Genomic DNA, 20299 nt, shown 5'->3' with positions numbered 1-20299 from the left:
CCCCCCCCCCCCCGCCACCACCCCCCCCCCCGCCCCACGCCGCCCGCCACGAGGATTTCGCGCGGCACCTCCACCACCAGCGGGCGCAGCGCCACATCCGGCAGCAGCCCGCCTTCGGGGGGCGCGGCCTGCCAGCCGGCAAGCGAACGGCCGGTGGCGCGGATCACCTCCAGCGCGCGGGCGTTGCGCTGGCTGTCGTTGGCGTGGAGGCGCGCGGCCATGGCGGGATCTTCGGCCTGAAGCGCGGCGCGGACCTGCGCGGGCGGCAGCGCCCGGATGGCTTCGCGCACCTCGGCCGGAATGGCGGGCACCGGGGCGATGCCGTCCAGCAGGGTGCGCAGGTAAAGGCCGGTGCCGCCGACAAGGATGGGCAGTTGCCCGGCGGCATGGGCGGCCGCGATCCCGGCGCGGGCGAGCGCCGCCCAGCGCGCGGCGGTGCAGGTTTCGGCCCCGTCGATCACGCCGAACAGGCGGTGGGGGGCCTGCGCCTGCTCCTCCGCCGTGGGCGCCGCCGACAGGATGGGCAGGTCGGCATAGACCTGGCTGGCATCGGCGTTGATGATCACGCCATTGTCCGTGGCGGCCATCCGCAGCGCGAGCGCGGACTTGCCGCTGGCTGTCGGCCCTGCAATGACGGCCAGCGGAGGCTTTTCCCGTTCCATGACCGTTCCCGACGCCCTGATCGCCACCCTGATTTCGCCAACCGGCTTGTCGCAGGCCGATGTGCTGGCTGCAAGCGATGCCGTCGCCCGCGCGGGCGGCATCCCGAGCGCCGAAGTGGCGGTGGACCCGCCGCACGCGACCGACCTGATCCTGCGCGGGCTGACGGCGGCGGCCGCGCGCGCCGCGCTGGAAGCCGCCCTGCCCCATCTGGACGTGGTGGTGCAACCGGCGGCCGGCCCGCGCCGCAAGGCGCTGCTGGTGGCTGACATGGATTCGACCATGATCGGGCAGGAATGCATCGACGAACTGGCCGATTTCGCCGGACTGAAGGCCGAGATCGCCGCCATCACCGAGCGCGCCATGCAGGGCGAGCTGGATTTCGAAGCCGCGCTGGACGCGCGGGTGGCCGCGCTGGGCGGGCTGGGCGCGGAGGCCATCCGCCGCTGCCTGGACGAGCGCATCACGCTGATGCCCGGCGCGCGCACGCTGATCGGCACGATGAAGGCGGGCGGCGCGCGCACCGTGCTGATTTCCGGCGGCTTCACTGCCTTCACCGCCGAAGTGGCGGACCGCATCGGCTTTCACCGGCAGGTGGCGAATGTGCTGCACATCCGCGACGGCCGGCTGGCGGGGACGGTGGAAAAGCCGATCGTCGATTCCGCCGTGAAGCGCGCCACCCTGCTGGCCGAACGCGACGCGCTGGGGCTGGCGGGCGCCGCCACGCTGGCCGTGGGCGACGGGGCCAATGACATCCCCATGCTGGAGGCCGCCGGGCTGGGCATCGCCTATCATGCGAAGCCGAAGGCAGCAGCCGCCGCCGATGCCGCGGTGCGGGTGGGCGACCTGACCACCCTGCTGTGGGCGCAGGGCATTCCGCGGGCGGACTGGGCGGCCGGCTGACCGCCTTCAGCCGGGGCTGTTGGCGAAGATCGCGGAGCTGACCGTGGGGGAGGCGGGGCCGCCCGCCAGCAGGCAGGTGCGCGCGCCCGCCACGGGATTCGCGCTTTCGCCGCGCAGCTGGCGGACGGCTTCCACCGCCAGGCCGATGCCATGGATGAAACCCTGCGCGAGATTGCCGCCGGAGGTGTTCACCGGCAGCCGGCCGCCATCCGCGATCAGATTTTCGAAGCGGATGAGGTCTGCCGCGGATTCGGCCGTGCAGAAGCCATGGTCGATCAGCGACATCACACCCTGCGCGTCGAAATTCTCGTAGAGCTGCACCACGTCGATATCGGCGGGCGACAGGCCGGTGGCGGCATAGAGGTTGCGGGCGACGGGGCGGAAGCCGGCGGTCGCGTAGAGATCGTCGTCGTCATTGTCGAGAAGGTCGCCCCAGCCCGCTTCGGTGCCCTGCGCGCAGCCGAGGAGATAGACGGGCGGCTTTGCAAGATCGCGCGCGCGCTCGGCGGACACCATCAGCAGGGCGCCGGCGCCGTCATTCTCGCGGCTGCAATCGAACAGGCGGAAGGGTTCCGCGATCAGCCGGGAGTGGCGCAGCATGTCTGCATCGAAGGGCTGGCCATAGGCGACGGCTTCGGGATTGCGGCTGCCGTGGTGATAGGAGGCGCGGACCAGTTCCTCCACGATTTCGCGGGGGACGCCATGATGTTCGAACAGGCGGTTGGCGCGGATGGCGCAGACCTGGGCCGGGCTGACGAGGCCGGCGGCCAGCATGTGATCGTTCAGATGGTGCGCCATCACCGCCGCTGACATGCGGCCGCTGCCGCCTTCCACCAGCGCGCGGAAGATGACGACGGCGCTGGCCTGCCCCGACAGGATCGCGGCGGCCGCGATCCCGAACGCGCCGGCGATGCCGCCGCCGCCGCCCCCCCAGACCGAGGCCGACCAGCGCAGCTCCCGGATACCGAGCGCAGGCATCAGGCGCACGGGTTCGTTCTTGTCGTCGCCATAGGAGACGAAGCCGTCGATCCCGGCGGGATCGAAACCGGCTTCGGCGCAGGCGGCCAGGATCGCCTCCACCAGCGTGCTGCGTTCGGGCAGCGGCGAGGCCCCGCGCCGGTACTGGCGCAGGCCGACGCCGGCGATGGCGGTGGTGCCGTAGAGCGGATGGGTCACGCGGAACGGCTCCAGATGATGGTGGGAATGGCGCGATCCGACACGCGCGTTTCGCCGATGCGGCCGGACAGCGGCTCGCCGATGCGCGGGTCGATCCGGTCGGGATCTTCGAGGCGGCCGTAAAGGCGGATGCCGCAGCCGTCCACGGCGGCGACGACGCTGGTGAAGGGCAGGTCCAGCCCCTCGGTCAGGCCGAAGCGGTGCCAGGTGCGCGTCCAGGAATAGAGGGTGGCCCGCATCGGCAGATCCTGCCAGTCCATCGTGGTGGACCCGCACTGGCCGCAGCGGTGCGCGGCCGGCCAGGTCCAGCGGGCGCAGCCGCCGCAGCGGGGCAGCCTCAGCACGCCGCTGGCAAGGCCCTGCCAATAGGGTTCGTCTTCGCCCCCCATGCCGTTCACTTACGCGTCCAGCGGATGGGCAGGGTGTCCAGCGCCATCACGGTGCCGGTGCGGAAATGGCGCGGGGCGCCGGGCACCAGCTCGAACGATTTCACCCGGCGGAACCACGCCTCTGTCAGGATGCGGATTTCCGCCCGGCCCAGCACATGGCCGACGCACAGGTGCGGGCCTGTCGAGAAGGTGATGTGCTGGGCGCGCGGGCGATCGATGTCGAGCAGGTCCGGCTGCTCGAACTTGCGGTCGTCGCGGCTGCCCACGGGCAGCAGGTTCAGCACCATGTCGCCCGCGCGGAAGGGCGCGCCGAGAAGATCCTTGTCCTTCACGACAAGGCGCGGCGTGTTGATCACGCCGAAGGCACGCACCGCCTCGTCCGCGAAGGCCTGGGACAGCCCTTCCGGATCGGCGGCGAGCCGCGCCTGAAGCCCGGGCATCTGCGCCAGCTGCTGGAAGGCGAAGCCGGTGACGTTGGTGACGGTGTCCATGCCGCCCAGGAACAGCACGAAGCTCATCGCCAGGATCTCGTCCTCGCCCATGAAGCGCGGCTCGCCGCCGCGTTCCGAGACGTCGGCCTGGATGAAATGGCTCATCAGCTTGTCGTCCGGATCGGCGCGTTTGGCATCGACGAGCTGCTTCAGGATGCCGAGGATCTGGCCGCTCAGCCGTTCGAGTTCGGCCGCGTCGTTCTGGGACGAGAAGAAGCTTTCGGCGAGGTGGCGGAATTCCTGCAGCCGCGAGAGATCCATGCCCATCAGTTCCATGAACACACTGACGGGATAGAGCTTGGCGACATCGGCCATGAAGTCGCCCTCGCCGCGCGCGACGACGGCGTCCACGATCCTGTCGGCCCAGTGCTGGATATGGGGGTTCAGGGCCTTCACCGCGACCGGCCCGAACATCGGCGCCATCGCCCGGCGATAGGGCAGGTTTTCCGGCGGATCGAGGCTGAGGGGGATGAAGAAGGGCGGGTTGGGAACGCGCGGGATCTGCATTTCCCGCACCGAGAAATGCTCAGGGTCGCTCACCACCTCTGCGATGGCGTCCATCCGCTTCACCATCCAGTGGCCGCCGTTGGACGGCGTCCAGAAGATGTCGGGCGCGTCGGCGATGGCGGCCACATAGCTGCCCTGCACGTCGCTGTTGATGCGCGGATCGGCATAGATGTCGAAATCGAACACCAGATGGCCCGGCACATGGGGCGGAACGGCGGCTGCAACTGTCATGTGCGTGGAATCTCCCTGTGCATCCTGTCTGGCCCTGTGCATCCTATCGCACGCGCGGCAGGCGCTCGTGTGCGCCGGCGTAGCGTTCGCGGACTGCGGGTTTGGAAAGCTTGCCGGTCGCCAGCCGGGGCAGCGGCTCGGGCGACCAGACGACGTAGCGCGGCACCTTGTAGTTGGAGAGGCTGATGTCGCAGTGGCGAATGAGGTCAGCCACATCGACTTCGGCGGGGCCGTGATAGACGAGGAATGGGGTTTCCCCGAAGCGCGCGTCCGGCGCGGCGATCACCAGCGCTTCGGTGATGCCGGGAAACTCGCTCGCCACGCGCTCCACCTCGGCGGCGGAAATGTTGAGCCCGCCCGAGATGATGATGTCCTTCATCCTATCCACGAAGGTGAGCAGGCCCTGTTCATCCAGCGTGCCGATGTCGCCCGAATGCAGCCAGCCGTTCCGGATCACCTTCGCGGTTTCTTCCGGGTTGCGCCAATAGCCCTGCATCATCCCCGGAGAACGCATGATGATCTCGCCGGGTTCGTGCGGGTCGCAATCGCTGCCGTCGGGGCGGACGACGCGGATGTCGGAGAACACCGTGCCCCAGCCGCACTTCTCGGGGCTTTCGAGCGCCAGATGTTCGGGCATCATGGTGACGTTGCCGCCGATTTCCGTCTGCCCATAGATCTGGCGGATCGTGACGCCCTTGGCGGCATAGGTTTCCAGGAGCTGGCGCGACACGCGCGAGCCGCCGGCTGTCGCCAGGCGGAGCGAGGAGAGATCGGCGGCCTGGAACTCCGGCAGCGCGGCGATGAATTCGAAGAAGGCGGGCACGGCGCCGAAGCAGCTGATCCGCTCTGCCTCGATCAGGCGCAGCGCGCGCAGCGGATCGAACTGCGGCTCCATATAGAGCGTGCAGCCCTGGGTGGCATAGTGCAGCAGCTGCACGAACCCGGCCGAGGTGTTGAGCGGCGCCAGCGTGATGACGCGCGCGCCGGGCGAGGAGGACACGCTCTCCACCGCCCAGATGGCGGCATAGGCCGTCATCGAGCGGTTGGTATAGACGACGCCCTTGGGTTTCGCCGTGGAACCGGAGGTGGCGATGATGACGACAGGGGCATCCGGCTGCGGATCATGCGCCACCTGCGCGGGATCGCCCGCCCTCAGCGCGTCGATCACGGCCATCGGGTGCGGCGACAGGCCCGCCGCCGCCATGTGCGCGGCCTGATCCGGGCCGGCGAAGGCGATGGCCGGTTCCGTCGATTCGCACAGCTCCGCGATCTCGCGCGGGGTGCAGCGGAAATTGACGGGGCTGACGATGCCGCCCGCGCGGATCACCCCCAGGATGAGGGCGACATAGGCGAGGCTGTTGGTGGCGCAGATCGCCACCCGGTCGCCGGGCTGAAGCCCTTCTGCCAGCAGCATGGCGGCGACGCGGTCAGACCAGTCTTTCCAGGCGGCATAGGTGAGGATGTCGCCGCCCAGCACGACGGCGGGCTGCGCGCCCCGCATCCTTGCCCACCAGGCGATCGCGCCCGGCAATGTCTGCGCCATGCCATCCTCTCCCCGTCGCGCGGCTTCCGGCCTGCGATCCTGATTCCGTGCGGACCGCAGCCCGCGCCGGCATCCTTCCCATGAAATGCTATGCAGCGCTTTACCTAATGGCAATAGATTTTTTCGGACAGGGCATCGCGGCTCTTGTGCAGGGGGGCGGAATGCGATTATCTATCGTCCATAGATAAGGCGGCAGGGAGAGCCGCTTCCGGGGAAGGATGCGAAGCGCGTGACGGGCGTTGCACAGGCCAGCCATGACTATGTGATCGTGGGCGCGGGCGCGGCGGGCTGCGTGCTGGCCTATCGCCTGTCCGAAGACCCGGATGTGTCCGTCTGCCTGATCGAGGCCGGCCCGCGCGACACGCATCCGTTCATCGCCATGCCCAAGGGGCTTGCCAAGGTGATGGCCGATCCGCGCCACCTGTGGGCGCATGCCGGCAAGCCGGAGGCGAGCACCGCCGGGCAGACGGAGACCTGGGTTCGCGGGCGGGTGCTGGGTGGCTCCACCTCCATCAACGGGATGATGTATGTGCGCGGCCAGCCGGCCGATTTCGACGGCATCGCGGAACTGAGCAGCGAGGACTGGAACTGGGCCCATATCGGCGCTGCCTATGCCGCGCTGGAAGGGCATGAACTGGGCGCCGCACCCACGCGCGGCGCGGACGGCCCGATGAAAATCACCATGCCGACCCTGCGCGACCGGCTGTCGGCCGCGATGATCGGCGCAGGCGTCGCCATGGGCTGGCCGCTGAAGGACGATGTGAACACGCCCGACAATGGCGACGGGATCGGCCATACGCCGCGCACCATCGCCAACGGCCGGCGGCAGAGCGCGGCGGTCGCCTTCCTGCGCCCGGCGGAGCGGCGACCCAATTTGAAAGTGCTGACGGGTTGCACGGTGGACCGGGTGACGTTCGACGGCAGGAGGGCGACCGGCATCGAGATGCTGCGCAACGGGCAGCGCGAGCATATCCGTGCAAGGGAAGTGATCCTGTGCGGCGGCGCGATGGCCAGCCCCGCGATCCTGGAACGATCCGGCATCGGAGACGGCGCCCGCCTGTCCGCGCTGGGCATTCCGCTGGTGCATGACAACCCGGAGGTGGGCGAGGGCCTGATCGAGCATCGCGGGCTGATCCTGCAGTGGAAGCTGACGCAGCAACTGTCGCAGAACCGGATGTTCCACGGCTGGCGGCTGCTGCTGTCTGCGGCGCGCTATTATCTGAACCGCAGCGGGCCGATGGCGGCGGCGGCCTATGAGATCGGCGGCTGGTTCCGCACCCGGCCCGGCCTGAACCGCCCGGACGCGCAGGTTCTGGTGGCGCCCTTTTCCTTCGATTTCGACAAGCAGCGGCAGGATGTGGAGCGGTTCCCCGGCATGCATGTGGTGGTCTATCCGCTGCGCCCCACCTCGCGCGGGCGCATCCATATCGAAAGCCGTGATCCCGATGCGCCCGCCAGCTTCGAGCCCAATTACCGGGCGAACGAGGCGGACCAGCAGGCGATGATCGGCGCCGTGCGCGTGGTGCGGGACTATGTGCGCCAGCCCCCGCTGGCAGAGCTGGTGGGCGAGGAAACGCTGCCGGGCGAAGCCGTCCGCACCGACGCCGAGATCCTGGACGCCTACGACCGGCTGGGCACCTGCGGTTATCACGCGGTCGGGTCGTGCCGGATGGGGAAGGACGCTGCCTCCGTCGTCGATCCGCGCCTGCGGGTGCGGGGCGTGGAGGGCCTGCGGGTGATGGACACCTCCATCATGCCGGTGATTCCCGCCGGCAACACGCAGGGGCCGACGATGGCGATGGCCTGGCGGGCCGCGGACCTGATTCTGGCGGACCGGCGAACCGGCATGGCGCAGGCCTGAGCGGCAGGCGGAACGCTTTATCTATTGACATTAGATTTACTGCTGTGGACATTGCTCGCGAGGAAGAACGCTGACCCGAAGGACGGCAAAAATGCCGCCGGGTTCGCCGGGGAGGAAAAGCAGATGACGAATCGCACGACTTTGGCTGCACTGATGCTCGGCACCGCGCTGGGCTGGCCCGGAACCGCGATGGCGGCCGACATGGCGGAGGCCGTCGAGGCGGCCGGCGGCTCCGAGGAGATCATCGTGACGGCCCGCCGGCGCGACGAGCGGCTGGTGGACGCCCCGGTGGCGATCACCGCCGTCGGCGGCGAGACGCTGTCGCGCTATCAGGCGACGCGGGTGACCGATATTGCCACGATGGTGCCCTCGCTGATCGCGGGCAAGGCGGCCTCTGGCTCATCGGCCAGCATCTTCCTGCGCGGGGTCGGCTCCACGGCGCTGTCGGCCGGGTTCGACCAGTCCGTTTCGTTCGTGATCGACGGCCTGCCGATGAGCCGCGGCCGCGAGATCGCCCTGCCGCAGTTCGACATCCAGCGCGTGGAAGTGCTGAAGGGCCCGCAGGCGCTGTTCTTCGGCAAGAACACGACGGGCGGCCTGATCAGCGTTTCCAGCAACAACCCGACCGACGAGTTCGAGGCCGGCGTGAAGGCCGGCTATGGCTTCAAGGCCGAGGAAAAATATGTCGAGGCCTTCATCTCAGGCCCGCTGACGGACACGCTGCGCGCCCGGCTGGCGGGCCGCTTCTCGGACAGCGAAGGCGCCTTCACGAACACGGCGGCCGAAACCTACACCAACTATATCCCCGGCCAGTACCGCACCCGCAACTCGAACAAGCGCGGCTTTTCCCAGAGCTATGGCCTGCGCGGGACGGTGGACTGGGACGTCACCTCGAACTTCAGCCTGCAGCTGAAGGCGGGGATGACCAGCGTCGAGGATGGCGGCCCGACCGACCTGGTGGAGCGGATCTGCGGCGGCGGGCGGACGACGCCGCTGGGCGCAACCGCAGGACCGGGCCTGGTGTTCCCGCCCAGCCCCAACGCCGACTGCTTCGTCAACGGCCGCTCCGACAGTTCGGCTCTGCCCATCCAGGTCGCGGAAACCAACTATCGCTACGCCCGCGACGGCCGCCTCTATGGCGATTTCAAATCGCAATATGCGATCCTGAACGCCGGCATCGACAGCGACATGTTCGATGTCTCGTCGATCACCGGCTATTATCATTTCCGGCAATATGACCTGAACAATGTGTCGGGCGAGGCCTATCCGGCGAGCTTCTCGCAGAAGGCGGACTTCACGCAGTTTTCCGAGGAGCTGCGCTTCCAGTCGAAGTTCAGCGGGCCGTTCAACATGCTGCTGGGCGCCTTCTATGCGCATGGCAAGTTCGTGTTCAACACCGACGCCTATATCGTGCCGCTGCCGCTGGATCCGATCAACAACACCTTCGTCACCTTCAAGCGCGACAATGGCTTCAACACGGATTCCATGTCCTTCTTCTTCGAAGGCACCTACGACATCACCGATGCGCTCGAGCTGTCGGCCGGGGCGCGCTACAGCATGGAAGGCCGCAGCAGCTATCAGCGGTCCCTTCCGGGCCACATCGCCTTTTCGGCCGCCTTCCCCGGCGGGCTGGAGCTGAGGGACCGCTATAGCGACGACAATCTGTCGCCGCAGGTGACGCTGCGCTGGAAGCCGCAGGAGGACACCACGATCTATGCCTCGTACAAGCAGGGCTTCAAGGCGGGCGGATACAATATCTCGCAGGTGCTGAACCCGGCCTCTACCGTGGCGGGCGGCCAGTATGAATCCGAAACGGCGGAAGGCGGCGAAATCGGCCTGCGCACCCTGCAGTTCGATCGCGCGCTCAGCTTCAGCCTGACGGCCTATTACTACCTCTATTCCGATCTGCAGGTGCAGTTCTTCGATCCCACCACCGTCTCGCTGACGGCGGGGAACGCCGGCGAACTGCGCACGATGGGCCTGGAAGCCGACGTCAACTGGCGCGTGCCCGGCGTGGACGGGTTGAGCCTGCGCGGCGCGGCCGCCTTCAACGACGCCGAGTATCGCAACTTCGTCGGCCAATGCTATCCGGGCCAGACCATCGCGCTGGGCTGCGACCAGCTGCCCGCGAACGGCGTGTTCAACGGGCAGGATTATGCCGGCCGCACGCCGCCGAAGGCCCCCCGGTTCGCCGGGCGGGCGGGCGCGGACTTCCGGATTCCGCTGAGCGACAACGGCCTTGGCCTGCGCATGTCGGGCGATGTCAGCTATACGTCGAGCTATGCCTTCACCGACGCGCTGCGCCCGGATGCCTGGCAGAAGGCCTATGCCAAGATCGATGCCGCCGTCAGCCTGGACGGGCCGGACGACCGCTGGAGCCTGTCGCTGATCGGCCGCAACCTGACCAACCGGCTGGTCGTCACGTCGGCCAACGACATCCCGTTCATGGGCGGCACCGGCACCGGCACCACCAGCGGAACCGTGGCGGACATGTCCTCGTTCGTGGACAATCCGCGCGAGATCTTCCTGGAATTCGCCGTGAAGTTCTGACGATCCTCCCCGGCGGCTGTGTCCCCCGGCACAGCCGCCAAAGGGCGGCATACATGGGATCGACCGCCAAAGGGCGGCATGTCAGGATCAGCCGCCTACGGGCGGCCGTATCGCGCCCGCAGCCCCGCCAGCAGCACCTTCAGCGATTCCACATAGATGATCTCGTCATCCTGCGGCCCCAGCCGCAGCGCGCGCGACAGGTTCGGAAAATGGGCGTCGTCCACGGGCGGCATGGCCGGGGTGTGGTGGGATTCCGCCGCAGATGCGAACAGCGACGCGCCGTAGGTGAACTTCTCGATCGCTTCCAGCAGCACGGCATGGGTTTCGGGCGGATAGGGGCAATCCACCAGCGTGCGCTCATAGGCCGGAAGCATCAGCTTTCGCGGAAAGAAGCGCAGCGTCAGCGTCGCGGCGTTCGGGTGCCGCAGCACGACGCGCCGGGTCGCCAGGCTCAGCTCGATGGTGCGGGTTTCCCAGTCGTCGGACCAGGTTTCCTGCTCGGCGTTGATCTCCTCCAGCAGCCGGCGGACAACCTGGGTGAGCAGTTCCTCCTTGTCGCGGAAATGGTGATAGAGCGATGGCGCGCTGACCCCCATGGCGCGGGCCACGGCCTGAAGGCTGAGGGAATCGAGGCCGTCGCTGTCGATAAGCGCCAGCGCTGTTTCCGCAGCCGCCTGCCGGGTGATGAGCGGCGAGGCAGGCCGGCCGGCGCGCGGCACCCTGGGCTTCTTCGCGGGCGCGGGCGCGCCCTCCGCGCTCACATGTTTCGGGGTGTCGCCCGCGGTTGCTCTCGTGCTCATGTCGGCACGCTAGACCGGCAATCCGCCCGTTTCCAGTCGGACGGCGCGAAACCGGCAATTTTATCTATTGTTATTAGATATGCGTTGGAGCGAGAATCGGCAGATGGGCAGGATGGAGACTCCGGCATGACGGGCGCCGTCACGCGCCGTTACCGGACGGCGGACGGGATCGAACTGGTTGGCGACGACGGCGGCGACCGCGCCGCGCCTGCGGTGGTGCTGCTGCACGGCGGGGGGCAGACCCGTCACAGCTGGGCCGGCACGATGCAGCTGTTGCTGGATCGCGGCTATCGCGTGCTGAACTTCGATGCGCGCGGCCATGGCGACAGCGGCTGGTCTGCGACAGGCGCCTATCATCTGGATGACCGCGCGGCGGATCTTGCCGAAGTCGTTCGGGATTGCACGGCGGGCTTCGCGCTGGTGGGGGCCTCGCTGGGCGGGGCGACCTCGCTGCATGCCGTCGCCTCCGGCCTTGCCGCCCGCGCCGTTGTGCTGGTGGACATCGTGCCCGATCCGGAGCCGGCCGGGATTGCGCGGATCGTGAATTTCATGCGCGCCCATGCGGGCGGCTTCGCGACGCTGGAGGACGCCGTCGATGCGGTCGCGGCCTACAACCCGTCGCGCCCGCGCCCGTCGGACCCCAGCGGGCTGATGCGCAACCTGCGGACCCGCGCGGACGGCCGCCTTTACTGGCACTGGGACCCGCTGACGGTTTCCGGGCGGCATGACCGCTTCCACGATGTCGTCCGCCAGTCCGCCGCCGTTGTCGCGGACCTGACGCATCTGCCGCTGCTGCTGGTGCGCGGGCTTTCCAGCGACGTGGTGAGCGATGCCGGAGTCGCGGCCTTCCGGGCGCAGATTCCCCGGCTGGAGGTGGTGGATATCGGCGGCGCGGGGCACATGGTTGCGGGGGATCGCAACGACGCCTTCGGCCAGGGCGTGATCGACTTTCTGGCGCGGCATCTGCCGCTTAAATCTATTGACATTAGATTAAGCGCGAACTAGGCATGCGCTGCATGCTGGGGAGGCTTTTGCGAGATGAACGACGTTGTGGAACTGGTTCGGCCTGCTGAACGCAAGGTCACGCGGCTTTCGGACCTGACGGCGAGCCAGCAGGCCGCGATCCGGCAGATACCGGCCGAGAAGGACGCGGTGACGGTGCCGCTGTCTGCCACGCGGCCCAATGCGATCTTCACCGGCGCGGACCGCTACGAGGCGGAGCAGGCGCGCGTCTTCCAGCGCTTTCCCGTGCCGGTCGCGCCCACGGCGCTGCTGGCCGAGCCCGGGTCCGTTGTGGCGATCGAGGCCTATGGCAAGCCGCTGCTGGTTTCGCGCACCCGCAACGACGAGTATCGGGTGTTCATCAACGCCTGCCAGCACAAGGGCGCCAAGCTGGTCGAGGATTGCGCCGTTCACCGGCAGGGGCGGATCGTATGCCCCTATCATGCCTGGACCTACGGGATCGACGGCAAGCTGATCGGCGTCGCCCGCCCGGACATGTTCGAAGCGGTGGACAAGGCCGCGCGCGGGCTGAAGGAACTGCCGTCGCGGGTGTGGGGCGGCATCCTCTATGCCCAGCTGAACGGCGGCGAGGCGGACTGGTCGAACCTGTCCCCGCAGGTCGCCGATGATTTCGGCGCGCTGGGGATCCCGGACGCCCATGTCTATGGCCGGCGCAGCTTCGAGCTGAAGGCGAACTGGAAGGTTGTGCTGGAGCCCTTCCTGGAAGGCTATCATGTGCAGCGGCTGCATGCCGCGTCGATCGGCACCCTGTTCCAGGACGCCCCCACCATCGTGGACCTGTTCGGGGTGAACATCCGGCAGGTGTCCGGCCGGATCGGCTATGTGCCCGCCATGCTGGACGAGCAGCCCGACGGCAACATCCACAAGCTGGTGACGCACGCCTACACGGCCTTCCCCAATGTTGTGCTGGTGACGAGCCAATATTACACCAGCCTGATGATCCTGATGCCGCGCGCTGTCGACCGGACGACCGTGCATTATTATATGCTGACCCCCGGCCCGGCGACGACGCCGAAGGCGGCCGAGGTGTTCGAACGATCCTTCGAGATGATCATCGGCGTGTTCGGCGGCGAGGATTTCCGGGCGGCCGAGATCACGCAGGCGGGCCTGTCGTGCGGGGTGCCGGAAACGACCCTCTATTGCGGGCTGGAGAGCAATATCATCCGCTATTACGAGGCGCTGGAATCGTTGCTTTGACCGGCGCGGCGGACGACGCGCTCGCCGGGATGCTGGCGAAGCGGCTGGCGGGCGTTGGCCCCGGCGAGGCCTGGCCCGCACTGGTGGCGGCAGGTGTTCCCGGCCTGTGCGTGCCGGAAGAGCTGGGCGGCCTGGGCCTGCCCGTGGCGGCTGCGGCGCCCGTTCTGGCGGCGCTGGGCGAACATGGCCTGGCGGCACCCTTCCTGGAAAGCTGCGTCATCGCGCCCGCGCTGCTGCTGAGCCGGCGGACCGGGGCGGGCGACGCGTTGCTGCGCGGGATCGCCGCAGGCGGGATCGTGGCGGTCGCCGGGCTGGAACGGGCACTTCGCGGCGCCGTGTCGGCCACGCCTGCGGGCGGCGGCTGGCGGCTGGACGGGGAGGCGAAGCTGGTGCCGGACGGCGCGTCGGCTTCTGCCATTCTGGTCGCCGCGCGCACGGAGGGCGGCGGAAGCGCGCTGCTGATCGCCGGCCGCGACCAGCCGGGGATCACCGCGCGCGCCTATCCCACGATCGACGACCGGGAGGCCGCCGACCTGTTGTTCCTGGGTGCCGAGGCCACGCCGGTTCTGGCCGACGCGACGGAGGCGCTGCAGGACGCGGAGGATATCGCGCTGGCCTGCCTGGCGACCGAAGCGGCCGGGCTGATGCGCGGGCTGGTGGAGCAGACACTGGCGCATTGCCGGGCGCGCGAACAGTTCGGCCAGCCGATCGGCCGGTTCCAGGTGGTGCGGCACCGGCTGGTGGACATGCGGATCGAGGCGCGGCGGACGGGCGCCATCGCGCAGCGTGCGATCGAGGCGCTGGACGGCCACTGGCGCGAACGCGGACGGCTGGCGAGCGCCGCCAAGGCGACTGCGGCCGAGGCGGGGCGCTTCGTGGGGCAGGCCGCCGTGCAGCTGCACGGGGCGATGGGCATGACCCGCGAACTGGACGCCGGGCGCTTCTTCCGCCGGCTGACGGTGATCGAGGGGCAGATGGGAAGCGCCGCCGAGCACCGGCAGCGCTATCTGAAGCTCGCCGCCTGAAGGATCAGAGGCGGAGATCCGCCTTTGCGATGATGTCGCGCTGGATCTCGTTGGTGCCGGCATAGATGCTGCCCGCCCGTTCGTTCAGATACCGGAGCGGCGCGATGGCCTGCCAGGGTTCCCCGCTGATGTGGTCGCCGATCGGGCCGGGATAGTCGAGCACCGGGCCGCCCGCCCGGCCCGCCGCCGGCTGCCAGGCGCGCGCCAGCGGCCCAGCGGCTTCCAGCGCCAGTTCCGTCAGCCGCTGCTGCAGTTCGGTGCCCAGGATCTTCATCATGGACGCGTCCGCGCCGATTTCCCGGCCGTTCGACACGGCCGACAGGATCTCGGATTCCAGGGCGTCCAGCACCTCCAGCCGGATCTCCAGATCGGCGAGCTTCGCCGCCAGTTCGGGCATGTCCGGCGCCACGCGCTTCAGCGCATCCAGCCGGATCTGCAGATCGGGCGCATAGGCGCTGCCGCCGCGTTCGAACTGGAGGAGATATTTGGCGACTGTCCAGCCGTCGTCGATGTCGCCCAGCACATTCGCGACGGGCACGCGCACATCATCAAAGAAAACCTGGTTCTGGATCCATTCGCCAGAGTTCATCACGATGGGGAGGACTTCGATGCCCGGCGTCGTCATGTCGATCAGCAGGAAGCTGATGCCCTGCTGCGGCTTCGGGCCGCGCGTGGTGCGCACCAGGCAGAACATCCAGTTCGCGACATTGGCGTGCGTGGTCCAGATCTTGGAGCCGTTGCAGATGAAATCATCGCCGTCCCGTTCGGCGCGCATCTGCAGCGCCGCCAGATCGGAGCCGGCCTGCGGTTCCGAATAGCCCTGGCACCAGAAATGCGCGCCAGAGAGGATTCGCGGCAGGAAGAACTGCTTCTGGGCCGGCGTGCCGAACCGCAGGATGGCGGGCCCGGCCATGGCGATGCCCATGGGGGAGAGCGGCGGCGCGCCGGCGGCCGCCCGTTCCCGCGCGAAGATGTGCCGCTGCACCACGGACCAGCCGGCCCCGCCATGCTCGACGGGCCAGGCCGGCGCCGCCCAGCCCTTTGCGTGCAGGATCGCCTGCCAGGCCATCGAGGCCTCGTGGTCGGCATAGACGCTGGTCATCCGCTCGCCCGACAGGCGGAGATCGGCCGTCAGGTGGGTGGCGAGGAAGTCCCGCACCTCCTGCCGGAAGGCCTCGTCGGCGGGGGAGAGTTTCAGGCTCAAGCGGCGCTGTCCTTCGGAATGAAGATCGATTTGGGCCGGGTGAATTCCATAAGCCCGGCAAGGCCGTTTTCCTGCCCGAAACCCGACTGCTTTGCGCCTGCCAATGGTGTGAAGGGCGTGGATTGCAGATTCTGGTTGATCCACACCGTGCCGGTATCCAGCCGGTGCGCCACCTCCAGCGCCTTCGACACATCCGCCGACCAGACGGCGCCCGCCAGCCCATATTCGGTGTCGTTCGCCCGCGCGATCACGTCGTCGAGATCAGACCATTTCAGCAGCGGCAGCACGGGGCCGAAGGCCTCCTCCACCACGACGCGGCTGTCCTCGGGCGGATTGTCCACGAGGGTGAGGGGAATGAAATAACCCGTATCCGGCACCGGGCCGCCTTCCAGCAGCGTCAGGCCGCCGGCGCGGGCATCCGCCAGCAGGTCGCGGACGCGGCGATACTGGGGCTCGTTCTGCACCGGGCCATAGCGGACGCCCTGCTGCGCGCCGTCGCCCACCGGGGTTTCCTTCGCGAGCCGGTGCAGCCTGTCGCGCAGGCGATCGTAGATATCCTCGTGGATATAGAGGCGCTTGGTGGCAACGCAGACCTGCGCCGTGTTGTGGAACGCGCCTTCGAACAGCTGGTCCGCGACGGCGTCCACATCCACGTCCGGCAGCACGATGGCGGCATCATTGCCGCCCAGTTCCAGCGTGATGCGCTTCAGATCCTTCGCAGCCGATTCCATCACCCGCCGGCCGGTCGCCGTGGAGCCGGTGAAGCTGATCTTCGCGAAGCCCTTGTGCGCGGTCATCAGCGGGCCGAGCTCGTCGCCGCCAGAGAGGATGTTGAACACGCCGGGCGGGAAGCAGCCGTGGATCAGCTCGCCGATGCGCAGCGTGGTGAGCGGCGTGAAGGGCGACGGCTTCAGCACCAGCGTGTTTCCCGCCAGCAGCGCCGGGGCGATCTTCCAAACGGCCAGCAGCACCGGGAAGTTCCACGGCACGATGCCGCACACCACCCCCAGCGGCACATGATGCACCTCGATCCGGCGGGTCGCGCTGTCCTCCGTCACCTCCACGGGGATGTCGAGCAGGGTCGTCGCCGCCATCCACATCGCGGCGCCCAGGATTTCCGCCTTCGCGCCGGGCAGCGGGCGCCCCTGTTCCTGCACGAACAGGTCGGCCAGCTCATCCGCATGGGCCTTGATGATCCCGGACGCGCGCTGCAGCGCCGCCTTGCGCTCGGCAACGGGCGTTGCCGCCCAGCCGGGGAAGGCGCGCCCCGCAGCCGCCACGGCGCGATCGAGATCGGCTGCAGACGCAGCGGGTGCCTGCGCGAACACCTCGCCCGTGGCGGGATTGCGCACGTCGATCCACCGGTCCGCCGGGGCGGGCGCCCCGTCGATCGTCATCGAAAGCCCTTGCGGCGCGCTGCTCATTCGGTTTTCCTCCCACCGCGGCATGACCTGCCGCTTGCCCGATGCAATCTAATGACTATAGATTAACAGCGCAACCTCGCCTTGCAGGGGGGGCCAGACAAGGGGAGAAACAGATGTCGCAGACCCTGCCGCTGACCGGCGGATGCAATTGCGGGGCTGTCCGCTATGCGCTTGCCACGCCGCCGCTGGCGGTGGTCGCCTGCCACTGCACCTCGTGCCGCAGGCAATCGGGGGCCACCTTTTCGGTGAACCTTGTGGTGCTGGCGGACAGCATGGCAGTCCAGGGGCAGCCGGCGTCGTGGAACGACCCGGATACTGAAAGCGGGCAGCCGCTGGCGCGCGAATTCTGCGGCACCTGCGGATCGCCGATCCGGTCCGTTCCGGCCTCCAGCCCAGGCGTTTTCGCGGTGAAGGCCGGGACGCTGGATCATCCGGACGGGTTTGCGCCGCAGATGCACATCTGGACCTGCTCGCGCATCGACTGGGTGGAAGTACCCGCTGCGCTGCCGTCGTTCCCGAAGGGGCCGCCGGCACCCGGCGGCCGCTGAGCGCGGCTCAGGCGGGCTTGTCGCCGCCCGCCACGCCGAACTGGCGCACCGCTTCCAAGGCCTTGGCCGCATACATGGCGCTGGGGCCGGCCCCCATATACACGGCGAGGCCCAGCGTTTCGGCCACTTCGGCTTCGGTCGCACCCGCCTTCACGGCGGCCTTCGCATGATAGGCGATGCAGGGATCGCAGCGCACCGCCACCGAGATGCCCAGCGCGACCAGCTCCTTCGTGCGCGTGTCGAGCGCGTTCGTCGCGGTGGCGGCCTGCGCCATCTGCCCGAAGGCCTTCATCACTTCCGGCTGAAGGCCGCGCAGCGCGGCGACCTGCGGGTTCATGTCCTGAACCAGTCCGGGCCAGTCCTGTGCCATCATCCTCTCCTCTTCGTTCAGATTGTCGTGGCCGCGGGCGATTCGGGCAGGCCGTCGTCGCGCAGCAGGATATAGATGGCCGGGATCACCAGCACCGTCAGCAGCGTGGACGAGGCAAGCCCGAACAGCAGGCTGATGGCCAACCCCTGGAAGATCGGGTCCATCAGGATGGTGGCCGCCCCGATCATCGCCGCCAGCGCCGTCAGCACGATCGGCTTGAAGCGGATGCGCCCGGCTTCCAGCAGCACGTCGCGCATGGGTTTGCCCGGCGCGCGGGCATGGTTGATGAAATCCACCAGCAGGATGGAATTGCGCACGATGATCCCGGCGAGCGCGATGAATCCGATCATCGAGGTGGCCGTGAACGGCGCGCGGAACAGCATGTGGCCGATCACGATCCCCACCAGCGTCAGCGGGATGGGCGTCAGGATCACCAGCGGCACCTTGAAGTTGCGGAACTGGGCGACGACCAGCACATAGATGCCCAGCAGCGCCACCATGAAGGCACCGCCCATGTCGCGGAAGGTCACCCAGGTGATCTCCCACTCCCCGTCCCACAGCAGGGTCGGCACGCTCTCGTCCTCGGGCTGGCCGTTCAGGCGGATCACCGGCTTCACCAGACCGGCCTTTTCCCAGTCGAACCCGTCGATGGCGTCGCGCACGGCGATCATGCCGTAGATCGGCGCTTCCTGCGTGCCGGCCAGTTCGGCCAGCACCATGTCGGCTGCGCGGCCGTTGCGGCGGAACAGCATGTGCTGCCCCTGCCCGCGACCGGCGCTGACAAGCTCGCCCAGCTCGACGAGGCGCGGGCCGGCGGGTGTCGCCGCGACGGCGACAGGCGTCGCCTGAAGCGCCCCGCCCCAAACCCGCTGGGACTGATCCAGCGACACCTCGATGGGCAGCGGGCTCTGCCCGCCGCCGCGCGGCGCATAGCCGACCACCTGCCGTCCCATCACCGCGCCCACGCTGTCGAGCAACTGGCGTTCGGAGAGGCCCAGATGATCGAGCGCGGCGCGATCCGGCACCAGCCGCAGTTCAGGCGCGGGCGTGCGGAAGCTGTTCTGCACGTCCACGATGAAATCCACCTGCCGGAACAGCTTTTCCACCTGCATCGCGGTCGCCCGGCGGCTGGCTTCGTCGGGCCCGTAGATTTCGGCCAGCAGCGTCGCCATCACCGGCGGGCCGGGCGGCGTTTCCACCACCCCCAGCGTCGCGCCTGCGGGCAGCGGCACGGCCTTCAGCGCCTGCCGCAGATCCAGCGCGACCTGATGGCTCGACCGGTCGCGGTCGGACCGGTGCTGCAGCGTGATCATCACATCGCCCTGGTTCGGATCGCGGCGCAGGAAATAATGGCGGACAAGGCCGTTGAAGTTGAACGGCGCGGCCGTGCCGGCGTTCAGGTCCATCGCCGTCACTTCGGGCATGCCTGCCGTCACGTCGGCCAGCGCGATCAGGGTGCGCTGCGTATCCTCCAGGGTGGCGCCGGCGGGCATGTCCAGCACCAGTTGCAGTTCCGACTTGTTGTCGAACGGCAGCAGCTTCACCGTGACGGCGCGGAAATAGAACATCGAACCCGCGACAAGCGTGGCGATGCCCACCGCCAGAAGGAAGGCGCGCGCCGTGCCGCGCGTGGCGATCACGCGCCGGGCCACCGCTTCATAGGCGCGGCCCAGCCGGCCGCCATGGGCGTCGTCTGCATGATGGCCCTGCCCGAAGATCGCCATGCGCGCGAACCGCACCATCAGCCAGGGGGCGATGATGACGGCGACGAAGAAGGAGAAGATCATCGCGGCCGACGCGTTCACCGGAATGGGCGCCATGTAAGGCCCCATCAGGCCCGAGACGAACAGCATCGGCAGCAGCGCGGCGACGACGGTGAGGGTGGCGACGATGGTGGGATTGCCCACTTCCGCCACGCCGTCGATCGCCGCCTCGATCTTCGAGCGGCCGTCGGCCATCGCCCAGTGGCGGGCGATGTTCTCGATGATGACGATGGCGTCGTCCACCAGGATGCCGATGGAGAAGATCAGCGCGAACAGGCTGACGCGGTTGATGGTGTAGCCCATCAGGTTCGAGGCGAACATGGTGAGGAGGATGGTGGTGGGGATGACGATCGCCGTCACCGCCGCTTCCCGCCAGCCGACGGCGAAGCCCACCAGCAGCACGATGGAAACCGTGGCGAGCGCAAGGTGGAAGATCAGCTCGTTCGCCTTCTCGTTCGCCGTTTCGCCATAGTTGCGGGTGATTTCGGCGCGCACGCCATCCGGGATCAGGCTGCCCTTCAGCCCCTCCAGCCGCGCAACCGCCGCGTCGGACACCGTCACTGCGTTTGCACCGGAGCGCTTGGCGATGGCGATGGACACGGCCGGGGCCAGCGTGAAGGCGCCGTCACCGTCG

At 68.6% G+C, this 20299-nt stretch carries 17 protein-coding genes; 7 read left to right on the top strand and 10 right to left on the bottom strand.

Annotation, left to right across the window (positions count from 1 at the left end):
• A partial coding sequence (locus ACE3O8_RS07250; protein ID WP_374388269.1) for a tRNA (adenosine(37)-N6)-dimethylallyltransferase occupies nucleotides 1-662 on the bottom strand: 662 nt, incomplete at its 3' end.
• On the opposite strand from ACE3O8_RS07250, the gene serB reads away from it, so the two are divergent.
• Complete coding sequence (gene serB / locus ACE3O8_RS07245; protein WP_374388267.1) at nucleotides 661-1563, top strand: phosphoserine phosphatase SerB; 903 nt, start codon at nucleotides 661-663, stop codon at nucleotides 1561-1563. The genes ACE3O8_RS07250 and serB overlap by 2 nt on opposite strands.
• A 6-nt stretch (nucleotides 1564-1569) precedes the next feature.
• Here the strand turns inward: serB and ACE3O8_RS07240 are convergent, their stop codons facing one another.
• Genes ACE3O8_RS07240 through ACE3O8_RS07225 form a run of 4 tightly spaced genes read right to left on the bottom strand, consistent with a single transcriptional unit; the run spans nucleotide 1570 to nucleotide 5900 of the window.
• A complete protein-coding gene (locus tag ACE3O8_RS07240) occupies nucleotides 1570-2739 on the bottom strand; it encodes a transporter (protein ID WP_374388265.1) in 1170 nt (389 codons plus the stop codon).
• Nucleotides 2736-3128 (bottom strand): Zn-ribbon domain-containing OB-fold protein, encoded by a 393-nt coding sequence (locus ACE3O8_RS07235; RefSeq protein WP_374388263.1) that lies wholly within the window; start codon nucleotides 3126-3128, stop codon nucleotides 2736-2738. The genes ACE3O8_RS07240 and ACE3O8_RS07235 overlap by 4 nt, the downstream gene beginning before the upstream one ends.
• Before the next feature lie 5 nt (nucleotides 3129-3133).
• Nucleotides 3134-4357, bottom strand: a complete 1224-nt coding sequence (locus ACE3O8_RS07230) for a cytochrome P450 (RefSeq protein WP_374388261.1) — start codon at nucleotides 4355-4357, stop codon at nucleotides 3134-3136.
• A gap of 43 nt (nucleotides 4358-4400) precedes the next feature.
• Entirely contained in the window at nucleotides 4401-5900 is a 1500-nt protein-coding gene (locus ACE3O8_RS07225) for a class I adenylate-forming enzyme family protein (RefSeq protein WP_374388259.1), read from the bottom strand.
• 229 nt (nucleotides 5901-6129) lie between these two features.
• Here ACE3O8_RS07225 and ACE3O8_RS07220 point away from each other — a divergent pair, with 229 nt between their 5' ends.
• Nucleotides 6130-7761: a GMC family oxidoreductase gene (locus ACE3O8_RS07220; RefSeq protein ID WP_374388257.1), complete on the top strand. Its 1632-nt coding sequence runs from the start codon at nucleotides 6130-6132 to the stop codon at nucleotides 7759-7761.
• A gap of 123 nt (nucleotides 7762-7884) precedes the next feature.
• A complete protein-coding gene (locus ACE3O8_RS07215; protein ID WP_374388255.1) occupies nucleotides 7885-10311 on the top strand; it encodes a TonB-dependent receptor in 2427 nt (808 codons plus the stop codon).
• A 95-nt stretch (nucleotides 10312-10406) separates the two neighbouring features.
• Here the strand turns inward: ACE3O8_RS07215 and ACE3O8_RS07210 are convergent, their stop codons facing one another.
• The gene (locus ACE3O8_RS07210; protein ID WP_374388253.1) at nucleotides 10407-11111 is read right to left on the bottom strand and encodes a TetR/AcrR family transcriptional regulator; all 705 of its coding nucleotides are present in this window, start codon (nucleotides 11109-11111) and stop codon (nucleotides 10407-10409) included.
• Nucleotides 11112-11237: 126 nt separating this feature from the next.
• Between ACE3O8_RS07210 and ACE3O8_RS07205 the strand changes: the two genes are divergently transcribed.
• Genes ACE3O8_RS07205 through ACE3O8_RS07195 form a run of 3 tightly spaced genes read left to right on the top strand, consistent with a single transcriptional unit; the run spans nucleotide 11238 to nucleotide 14356 of the window.
• A complete protein-coding gene (locus ACE3O8_RS07205; protein WP_374388251.1) occupies nucleotides 11238-12116 on the top strand; it encodes an alpha/beta fold hydrolase in 879 nt (292 codons plus the stop codon).
• Nucleotides 12117-12149: 33 nt separating this feature from the next.
• On the top strand, nucleotides 12150-13331 hold the full coding sequence (locus ACE3O8_RS07200; RefSeq protein ID WP_374388249.1) for an aromatic ring-hydroxylating dioxygenase subunit alpha: 1182 nt from the start codon (nucleotides 12150-12152) through the stop codon (nucleotides 13329-13331).
• On the top strand, nucleotides 13328-14356 hold the full coding sequence (locus ACE3O8_RS07195; protein WP_374388248.1) for an acyl-CoA dehydrogenase family protein: 1029 nt from the start codon (nucleotides 13328-13330) through the stop codon (nucleotides 14354-14356). The genes ACE3O8_RS07200 and ACE3O8_RS07195 overlap by 4 nt, the downstream gene beginning before the upstream one ends.
• A 4-nt stretch (nucleotides 14357-14360) precedes the next feature.
• Here the strand turns inward: ACE3O8_RS07195 and ACE3O8_RS07190 are convergent, their stop codons facing one another.
• Together ACE3O8_RS07190 and ACE3O8_RS07185 are read right to left on the bottom strand one after the other, a co-directional pair.
• Nucleotides 14361-15560 carry an acyl-CoA dehydrogenase family protein gene (locus ACE3O8_RS07190; RefSeq protein ID WP_374388246.1) on the bottom strand — a complete coding sequence of 400 codons (1200 nt, stop codon included), beginning with the start codon at nucleotides 15558-15560 and terminating at the stop codon, nucleotides 14361-14363.
• Nucleotides 15557-16984 carry an aldehyde dehydrogenase family protein gene (locus ACE3O8_RS07185; RefSeq protein ID WP_374388244.1) on the bottom strand — a complete coding sequence of 476 codons (1428 nt, stop codon included), beginning with the start codon at nucleotides 16982-16984 and terminating at the stop codon, nucleotides 15557-15559. The genes ACE3O8_RS07190 and ACE3O8_RS07185 overlap by 4 nt, the downstream gene beginning before the upstream one ends.
• 113 nt (nucleotides 16985-17097) lie before the next feature.
• Here ACE3O8_RS07185 and ACE3O8_RS07180 point away from each other — a divergent pair, with 113 nt between their 5' ends.
• Entirely contained in the window at nucleotides 17098-17532 is a 435-nt protein-coding gene (locus tag ACE3O8_RS07180) for a GFA family protein (RefSeq protein ID WP_374388242.1), read from the top strand.
• Between the two features lie 7 nt (nucleotides 17533-17539).
• Here ACE3O8_RS07180 and ACE3O8_RS07175 read toward each other — a convergent pair whose 3' ends face one another.
• Nucleotides 17540-17902, bottom strand: a complete 363-nt coding sequence (locus ACE3O8_RS07175; RefSeq protein ID WP_374388240.1) for a carboxymuconolactone decarboxylase family protein — start codon at nucleotides 17900-17902, stop codon at nucleotides 17540-17542.
• A gap of 17 nt (nucleotides 17903-17919) precedes the next feature.
• Nucleotides 17920-20299, bottom strand: a 2380-nt coding sequence (locus ACE3O8_RS07170) for an efflux RND transporter permease subunit (RefSeq protein WP_374388238.1), incomplete at its 5' end; no start/stop codon positions are given.

The sequence above is a fragment of the Sandaracinobacter sp. genome, from assembly GCF_041909755.1.
GTDB lineage: Bacteria > Pseudomonadota > Alphaproteobacteria > Sphingomonadales > Sphingomonadaceae > Sandaracinobacteroides.
The sequence above is the reverse complement of the archived record's forward strand: the minus strand, read 5'-3'. Positions and strand labels throughout refer to the sequence as shown.